The 8,458-nt window shown below is 74.0% G+C and carries 7 protein-coding genes and 1 pseudogene; 2 read left to right on the plus strand and 6 right to left on the minus strand.

All coding sequences use genetic code 11. The features are described from left to right. Window positions 1-50: 50 nt before the first annotated feature. The 4 genes and pseudogenes from ACSNN8_RS41410 to ACSNN8_RS41425 form a co-directional block, all read right to left on the minus strand. Complete coding sequence (locus ACSNN8_RS41410) at window positions 51-929, minus strand: EamA family transporter (protein ID WP_436656593.1); 879 nt, start codon at window positions 927-929, stop codon at window positions 51-53. A gap of 65 nt (window positions 930-994) precedes the next feature. Continuing rightward, complete coding sequence (locus ACSNN8_RS41415; RefSeq protein ID WP_436656595.1) at window positions 995-2,179, minus strand: ABC transporter permease; 1,185 nt, start codon at window positions 2,177-2,179, stop codon at window positions 995-997. Then, window positions 2,179-2,847: pseudogene (locus ACSNN8_RS41420) on the minus strand (ABC transporter ATP-binding protein); the annotation flags it as partial. The gene ACSNN8_RS41415 and the pseudogene ACSNN8_RS41420, both read right to left, overlap by 1 nt. Further along, entirely contained in the window at window positions 2,844-4,202 is a 1,359-nt protein-coding gene (locus tag ACSNN8_RS41425; protein ID WP_436656597.1) for an efflux RND transporter periplasmic adaptor subunit, read from the minus strand. The gene ACSNN8_RS41425 and the pseudogene ACSNN8_RS41420, both read right to left, overlap by 4 nt. A 64-nt stretch (window positions 4,203-4,266) precedes the next feature. On the opposite strand from ACSNN8_RS41425, the gene ACSNN8_RS41430 reads away from it, so the two are divergent. After that, window positions 4,267-4,443, plus strand: coding sequence for a hypothetical protein (locus ACSNN8_RS41430; protein WP_436656599.1), 177 nt, complete (start codon window positions 4,267-4,269; stop codon window positions 4,441-4,443). Window positions 4,444-4,458: 15 nt separating this feature from the next. Here the strand turns inward: ACSNN8_RS41430 and ACSNN8_RS41435 are convergent, their stop codons facing one another. Further along, the gene (locus tag ACSNN8_RS41435; protein ID WP_436656601.1) at window positions 4,459-5,091 is read right to left on the minus strand and encodes a L,D-transpeptidase family protein; all 633 of its coding nucleotides are present in this window, start codon (window positions 5,089-5,091) and stop codon (window positions 4,459-4,461) included. A 478-nt stretch (window positions 5,092-5,569) separates the two neighbouring features. Continuing rightward, on the minus strand, window positions 5,570-6,610 hold the full coding sequence (locus ACSNN8_RS41440) for a CAP domain-containing protein (protein ID WP_436656603.1): 1,041 nt from the start codon (window positions 6,608-6,610) through the stop codon (window positions 5,570-5,572). A 302-nt stretch (window positions 6,611-6,912) separates the two neighbouring features. Here ACSNN8_RS41440 and ACSNN8_RS41445 point away from each other — a divergent pair, with 302 nt between their 5' ends. Next, the gene (locus ACSNN8_RS41445; protein WP_436656605.1) at window positions 6,913-8,412 is read left to right on the plus strand and encodes an acyltransferase family protein; all 1,500 of its coding nucleotides are present in this window, start codon (window positions 6,913-6,915) and stop codon (window positions 8,410-8,412) included. Window positions 8,413-8,458 lie beyond the last annotated feature (46 nt).

The following is an 8,458-nucleotide window of genomic DNA, read 5'->3' on the forward strand; positions in this document are numbered from 1 at the left end:
CCTCTCTCCCGGACAGTTCGGCGCGACCCGGCCCGATCTGAGCGATCGGCCTAGACCGGCTCCGCGACGGCCTTCGCCTCGTCGCGCGGGGGGTCCCGGCGGGCCAGCGTGACCCCGGCGCTGGCCAGAGTGACCAGCGCGAGCGCGACGATCTCGGCGGCGCCCAGCCGCTGGTGCAGGATCAGCAGGCCGGCGACCGCGGCCGCGGCGGGTTCGAGGCTCATCAGGATGCCGAACACCCGGGTGGGGATGCGCCGCAACGCGTTGATCTCCAGCCCGTACGAGAGAACCGACGCGAACAGCGCCACGGCGACCGCCGCGGCCAGCAGCGACGGCGTGTGCAGCACCTCGGTGGCGCCGGCGGCGCCGAACGGGGCGGCCACGAGCGAGCCGACGGCCAGCGAGACGGCGAGACCCCCGGTTCCCGGTACGAGGCTGCCGAGCCGGGCGCTGAGCACGATGTACGTGCCCCAGCACAGCCCGGCCAGGAAGGCGAGCAGCAGCCCGCCGAGCGGGGCGGACCCGCCGCTGTCCAGGCCCAGCAGCAGCACGCCGGCCGCGGCGAGCCCGGCCCAGAGCAGGTCGAGCAGCCGGCGGGTCTGCACGACCGAGAGCAGCAGCGGGCCGAGGAACTCGACGGTCACGGCCGTGCCGAGCGGCACCTCGCGCAGCGCCTGATAGAAGATCAGGTTCATCGCGGCCATCACGACGCCGAGCAGCGCGGCGGACCACCAGGCCGCCCGGGACCAGGAGCGTACGTCCGGACGGGTCACGGCGGCGAGGATGACCGCGGCGAGCACCAGGCGGACGAAGGTCACCCCGGCGGCGCCGAGGTCGTCGAACAGATCCCGGGCGATCGCGTTGCCGACCTGCACCGACACGATCGCCGTGACGACCAGCAGGGGCGCGGGCGCCTCGATCCGTCTCATCCCGCCAGCCTCGCGGGCGGTCGGTCCCGCCGCACACCGGCCCCGCGGCTGGTGCCCTGCGTCACTCACTCGGTGCGCAGGGCGACCACCGGGTCGAGGCGGCCGGCGCGCTGGGCGGGCACCACGCCGAACACGATCCCCGCGATCGCCGAGACGCCGAAGGCCAGCGCCAGCGACCACCACGTGATCGCGGCGGGCACCGGCGAGAAGCGGTCGACCAGCAGCGCGGCGGTGACGCCCAGGGCCATGCCCAGCACGCCGCCGATCGTGGTCAGCAGCACGGCCTCGAGCAGGAACTGCACGCCGATGTCGCGGGGGCGCGCGCCGACGGCCTTGCGCAGGCCGATCTCCTTGGTCCGCTCGCGCACCGAGACCAGCATGATGTTGGAGACGCCGACGCCGCCGACCAGCAGGCTGATGCCGGCGATCGCGGCGAGCACCCCGGTGAGCACGCCCAGGATGTCGCCGAGCACACCGAGGATCTGCTCCTGGGTGACGGCGCTGAAGTCCGTGTCGGGATGCCGCTCGGTGAGCGTGGCGACCACGGCGGAGCTGAGCTGGTCGATGCGTTCGCGGTCGGGGGCGCGGATCGCGAGGCCGTCGATGCGGTCGGTGCCGAGCAGGCGCTGCGCGGCGGTGACCGGGACGTGCACCTCGCTGTCGCGGTCGACGCCGAGGCTCTGGCCGAGCCGTTCGAAGGTGCCGATGACCCGGAACCGTACGCCCCCGATCGTGACCTGCCGGCCGATGGGGTCGCGGTCGCCGAACAGAGCGGTGGCGGTGCCGGCGCCGAGCACCGCGACACGGCGGCCGGTGCTCACGTCCGTACGGGTCAGGTAGGAGCCCCGGTCGAGGCGGCGGACGAACACCGTCGGGGTCGTCTCGAGGACGCCCTGCATGCTGGCGAACGCGGAACGCGAGCCGGCGCGGACGGTCTCCCCCGACGCGATCGTGACGGCCACCCGGTCGCGGTCGCCGACGACGCGCGCCACGGCGTCGGCGTCGTCCATGGTCATGGTCGAGGCGGTCGGCGCGGACCCGGCCTCGAGCCGGCCGGGCACCACCAGCAGCAGGTTGGAGCCCAGCCCCTCGACCTGCTGCTCGATCTGGCCCTTGGTGCCGGTGCCGATGCCCACCAGCGCGACCACCGCCGCCACGCCGATCACGACGCCGAGCATGGTGAGGACGCTGCGCAGCCGGTTGGCGCGCAGCGCGTCGATGGCGACCCGCCAGGCCTCCGCGAGTCTCACGAGACGATCACGCCGTCCTTCATCACGATCTGGCGGTGGGCCCGCGCGGCCACGTCGCGGTCGTGGGTCACCAGCACCACGGCCACGCCCTCGGCGTTCAGCGACTCGAGCAGGGCCAGCACCGACTGGCCGGTGGCCGAGTCGAGGTTGCCGGTGGGCTCGTCGGCCAGCAGCACCGACGGGCCGGTCACCAGGGCGCGGGCGATCGCCACACGCTGCTGCTCGCCGCCGGACATCTGGTTGGGGCGGTGGTCGAGCCGGTGGGCCAGCCCGACGCGTTCCAGCATCGCGGTCGCGCGGGCGCGGCGCTCGCGGCGGCCCACGCCCCGGTAGACCAGCGGCAGCGCCACGTTGTCGCGGGCCGTGGTGCGGGCGAGCAGGTGGAACGACTGGAAGACGAAGCCGATGGTCTCGTTGCGCAGCCGGGCCATCTCGCCCGGGCCGAGCCCGGACACGTCGCGCCCGCCGATCAGCAGCGTGCCGCCGGTGGGACGGTCGAGGCCGCCGAGCAGGTGCATCAGCGTCGACTTGCCGGAGCCCGAGGTGCCGACGATCGCCACGTAGTCGGTCGCGTCGATGGTGAGCGACACCCCGCGCAGCGCGGGCACCGTGACGCCGTCGAGGTCGTAGGTGCGGCTGATGCCGGTCGCGACGATCGCGGCCGTCATGAGGGCCGGTCGCCGGGCTGGATCTCGTCGGCGCCGGACACGGCGATCCGCTGCCCGGCGTCGAGCCCCTCGGTCACCTGGACGACGTCCTCGCCCTGCACACCGAGCCTGACGGGCACCCGCTCGTAGCGGTCGCCGCGCACGGTCCACACGGTGTCGCGGCCGTCGACGTTGATGACCGCCGAGGCCGGCACCGTCACCGCGTCGTCCGCCTCGCGCACCTGCAGCCGCACCACGGCGCTCATGCCGGGTCGCGGGGTGGGCGCGGTGGCCCCGGCCGGGTCCTTGCCGCCGGAGAGGTCGAGGCGCACCTTGTACGACACCCCGCCGCGCGCCGACGTCGTCGGCAGCAGGTCGATCGAGCGTACGGTCGCCCGGTAGCTCGAACCGGTGGCCGCGTCCAGCTCGACGGCCGCCCTGACGCCGGGCTTGACCAGCAGCACGTCGGTCTCGTCGACCTCGGCGGTCAGGCCCAGCCGGCTCACGTCGACCACGGTGAGGATCGGCGTGCCCGCCGCGACGTAGGCGCCCTGCGGAACGGACGCGTCGACGCCGGGCAGCGACTGGCCTCCCCCGGCCGCGGCGGGAGCGGCCCCCGCGGCGCCGGAGGACAGCAGGTCGGTCAGCGACGGCGAGCCGCCGCCCGCGGTGCCGCCGAGCTGCACCACCCCGGCCACGGGGGCCCGCAGGGTGAGCGCCTCGACGGCGGCGTCGGCCAGCTCGTACGCCTGCCGGGCCTGCAGCCGCTGGGCGGCCGACAGCGAGCTGACCGCCTCGCCGAGCGACGCCACGCCCCGCTGCACCGAGCGCAGCGCCTCGGCCGCGGCCGCGGAGGCCGCGTCGTACTGCTGCTTGGCCGCGTCCACCTGCTTGAGCAGCACCTGGCGCAGGGCCGGATCGGTGATCTTGCCGGCCGCGGCACGGGCCTCGGTGAAGGCGTCCGCGGCCTGCTTGTCGGTCCTGCTCCGTACGGTCGTGAAGCCCGACGTGTCCCCGATCGAGCCGCCGCCGCGGGACGCCTCGTCGAGCGCGCGCTCGGCGGACCGGCGGCGCGCCTCGAGCTCGGGGGCGTCGATCACGGCCAGCACCTGGCCCTTGCTCACCCGGCTGCCGGACTCGACGCGCAGGTCGTCCAGCGTGCCGGCGGCGGGCGCGCTGACCGTGGCCGCGGCCCGGGCGGTCACCGAGCCGGGCGCCTCGACGATCTCCGACACCGTGCCGCGGGAGGCCTCGCCGAGGCGTACGTCGGTCGGCTCGTCGTCGCCGCACGAGGCCGCTGTGGACGAGACCAGGAGGACGCCCGCCGTGGCGAGCACGAAGAGGCGGGGCCGGCGGCGCGGGAGTTCGGCGGACACGCACGCAACTGTATGTCGCTCGCACGGGTGAACCGGGCGGGGCGCCGGATCCGTATCACCGGGCATGCTGAGAGCCGACGAGCTGACGATCGTGCACCACGACGACACCGTCAGCCGCTTCGTCGACGTGCGCTACACGCTGGGGCGCGAGGGGCTGCGGCTGATCACCGCAGCCGGTGGCGAGCGGTTGTTCCCGCGGCACGAGGTGCTGACCACCCACGCGCGAAGGCGGGCCGCCTGAGCGGCCCGCCCCCGGTCACGTCCCCGGCCGCCGGCCGAAGGTCTTGACGGTCATGCCGATCTTGCCGGTGCTCCAGTACGTCTTGGCGTCCTGCGGGAGCAGGTTGACGCACCCGTGCGAGCCCCGCCACTTGTCGTGGATGTAGGTGGTGGTCTGGTGGAAGCCCATGCCGCCCTTGAAGCGCTGCCAGTAGGGCAGCCACACCTCGTACGGGTCGGACCACTCCTTGATCGCCCGCTTGTTGATCTTGTAGGTGCCGGCGGGCGTGCGGTAGTTCTTCATGCCCGTGCGGACCACGGTCGGGTTGGTGTACCGCTTGCCGTTCTTCATGATCCAGGCGGTCTGCTCGGTCAGGTTGACGCAGAACGTGATGCCCGATTTCTTGGCCTTGCAGGCCGCCACGTTGCTGCGGCCCAGCCGGCCGGCCACGTCGTAGGTGGTGGGTCCGGCCAGGCCCTGGGCGGGCTGGATGCCGTACCGCTTCTGGAACTTCTTGATCGCCGCGCAGTCGGCGGCGGACTGCTTGCCGTCGACGGTCGTCTTGCCGAAGCCGCCGAGCTTGTGCAGCCACCACTCGACCTGCTTCTGGTACTTGCCGGTCGCACAGCCGGCCGCCGCGGCCTTGACGACCGTGGCAGGCTGCGTCATCGCGGCACCGGCCACCGCCGGCTTTGTCAGTGCGGCACCGGCCGTCGCGGGCTTTCCCACTGCGGCACCGGCCGTCGCGGGCTTTCCCACTGCGGCACTGGCCGTCGCGGGCTTTCGCGCTGCGGCACCGGCCGTCGCCGGTGACAGCGCCGCGGCGCCCAGACCGCCGCCGACCAGGGTCGCCAGGACGACCCCGGTGAGGCGGGTCGCTACCCGTCTCACTCTCACTTTTCCTCCCCAGGAAACTCGTGCGCACATACAACCACGTCGAAGCGGCGCACGGCTTCCCGGAGGAAAGCGTGGCGCGAAACCGGTAGAGCCATCGGCCCGCGCCCCGTCGAGTCAAGACTTATTGATCACCAATGCTCTCGAATTGTCAGCAGGCTCACGCGTCGTCGCCTGTGGACAACGCCGTTTCGCGCAGCCGGCCGGGGTAACTTCTGGCCGGCCCCCTGGGTGGGCGGGGAGGGCTGGTGGGTCAGGCGTCGGGGGTGGCGAAGTCCTGGACCCAGTACGGGGTGCGGTCGCGCGAGATGGCCAGGCCGATGCCCATCTGGCGCAGCCGGCAGTCGAGGATGTTCTCGCGGTGCGAGGGGCTGTTCATCCAGCCGTGCACCACCTCGTACGGGCTGTCGGCGCCGCGGGCGATGTTCTCGCCGTACCGCTTCCAGCGGTAACCGGCCTCGCTCACGCGCTCGCCGGCGCTCTCGCCGCCAGGCGACCGGTGGGCGAAGTAGCGGCGGCGGGCCATGTCGGCGGCGTGCCGGTTGGCGGCCAGGATCAGCCGGCGGTCGAGCGAGAACGGCCGGCAGCCGTGGCGGCGGCGGTTCTGGTTGATGAGCACGAGGACGCGCTGCTGCACGGGCGCGGAGGGGCTCACGGAGACGTCCCGCAGGGTCACCGCCCGGCGGGCGCCGGCCAGCACGGCGGCGCCGGAGCGCTGCGCGTTGCGCTGGGCGGGTCGCTGCGCGGTGAAGGCGGGGCGCTGCTGCGCCGAGAAGCCGGGCTGCTGCGCGGGGCGCTCCACGATGCGGGGGCGCTGGGCGGCGTCGGGGCGCCGCTGCTGCCCGGACGCGGTGGCGGCGCGCGGGGTGCCGCGGTCGTCGTCGTCGGCGTCGGCGGTGTCAGCGTCGCCGTCGGACGCGCCGGGGTCGTCGGCGTCGGCGGAGTCGTCGGACGCGCCCGGGTCGTCGGAGCCGTCGGTGCCGGGATCGGACGTATCCGGGTCGTCGGCGTCGTCGGCATCCGCATCGGGGTCGTCGGCGTCGACGTCGTCGGAGCCGGCGGGGTCCTCCAGGGTGGGCCGCTCCGCCGGGCCGCGATCGGAGAAGGGCTCCTCGTCGGCGAAGTCGTCCGCCTCGTCGCCCGGCGCGTCGTCGCCGAACAGGTCCGGCCACCAGAAGGCGCCGAAGCCTGCCATGTCCGGCCGCTCGTCGGCGTCGGCCGACGTCGCCACGACGCCGCCCGCGAGCAACAACGCCGAAGCCGCCGCACAGACCACAACGAGTGGTTTCCGCATACCCCGTAATCCCCATCGATCCACCGCCGCCCAGCCGTTCCGGGCGGCACTCGGCGAGGTCAACGTCACAGCCCTGCAGAGGTCACTTCGCCGACACGCGGGCGGCGCCGCGGCACACCGGCGACGGTCACTGCAATATGCGCTCTCAGCAGGCACTTCACGGCCGGAGGGGGCGGCACGGAAGTCGCACATTCGCACAGACAAACCGGACAGTTCATTCGTACGGGGTAAGCCCCCGGGTCCGTCTTCCCCGTCCGCCCGGAGGTCGTCAGCCCCGGTGCGGTCGTGGCACCGTCGTCGCGGTGCGCAACCGCTACCTGGATCTCCTCCGTGCCGCGGCGATCGTCCGGGTGATCGTCTACCACCTGTTCGGCTGGCCCTGGCTGTCCATCCTGCTCCCGGCGATGGGCGTCATGTTCGCGCTGGCCGGCTCGCTGACCGCCGCGTCGCTGTCGCGGCGTGACGCGGGGCAGGTGGTCGCCTCCCGGCTGCGGCGCCTGCTCCCGCCCCTGTGGCTGCTCGGCGTGATCGCCGTGCCCGTCATGCTGGTCACCGGCTGGCTGCAGGAGAGCGACGGCGAGCACCCGTTCAGCTGGGCGAAGCTCGCGTTCTGGGTCCTGCCGCTGGGCGACCCACCCGGCAGCGACCAGGCCGTCGACGTGTGGGAGCCGCTCTGGTACCTCCGCGCGTACGTCTGGTTCGTCCTGCTCTCCCCCGTGCTGTTCGCGCTGTGGCGCCGGGTCGGCTGGGCCGCCGTCGCGCTCCCGTTGCTGATCATGGTGGCGCTGGACGTCACCGGGCTGTCGCTGCCGGACACGGCGGACGCGGCGCTGTGGGACTTCGTGACGTACGGGGCCTGCTGGATCGCCGGTTTCGCGCACCACGACGGCCGCCTCGCGCGGCTCAAGCCGTACATCGCCTATCCGGTCACGCTCGCGATGGGCGCCGCCGCGCTGTGGTGGGCGCACAACGAGGGCAGCTGGGACCTCAACGACATCTCGGAGTCGCAGGCGCTGTGGTCGCTGGCCTTCGTGCTGGTCGTGCTGCGCTGGGAGCCGCCGATGGGCTGGCTGGCCCGGGTGCGCCCGCTCGACGCGACGGTGACGCTGCTCAACGCCCGGGCGGTGACGGTCTATCTGTGGCACAACATCGCGATCGCGGCGGTGTGGCCGGTGCTGACCGTGCTGGCGCTCGACGACCTGGGCGACCAGCTCGGCGCGGTCACCGATCTGGTGGCGGCGTTCGTGCTGACGCTGGTCGCGGTGCTGGCGTTCGGCTGGGCCGAGGATCTCAGCGCCAAGCGGCGGCCGCGGCTGTGGCCGGCCACGACGCCGCAGCGGGCCGAGCAGGGTGACCCGCAGACGGCCGGCACGCAGGGCGCCGAGCGGGCGGCCGAGCTGCCGGCGACCGCCCCGCACGGCCGGTCGAGCGCCGCGGCCGCGATGACGAGGACGCCCGCCAACTGGCCGCCGACCCCCGCCGCCGAGGCCCGGCACCCGGCAGCAGAAGGGGCCCGGCACCCGGCAGCGGAAGAGGCCCGGCACCCGGTCGCGCCCCGGCGTCCCGAGGAGGCCTGGCGTCCCGAGGAGGCCTGGCACTCGGAGGGGGCTCGGCACCCCGCGGAGGCCGGCCACCCGGCGGCGGAGGCTTGGCATCCAGCGGAAGCTGGGCATCCCGGGGATCAGGCGCGGCATCCGGAGGAGGCTCGGCACCCGGCGGAGGAGCCCACCCGGGCGGATCCGGGGTTGCCGGTGGCCGGGCGGCGGGCCGAGCCGTGGCACCGGGACGACCTCCGGGACTGACGAGTGTGAAGGAATCTCGGCTATCCGGGATGAAGTCTCGCTAACC

Origin of the sequence: Actinoplanes sp. URMC 104 (assembly GCF_051386375.1) — a bacterium.
In the GTDB taxonomy this organism is placed as follows: domain Bacteria; phylum Actinomycetota; class Actinomycetes; order Mycobacteriales; family Micromonosporaceae; genus Actinoplanes.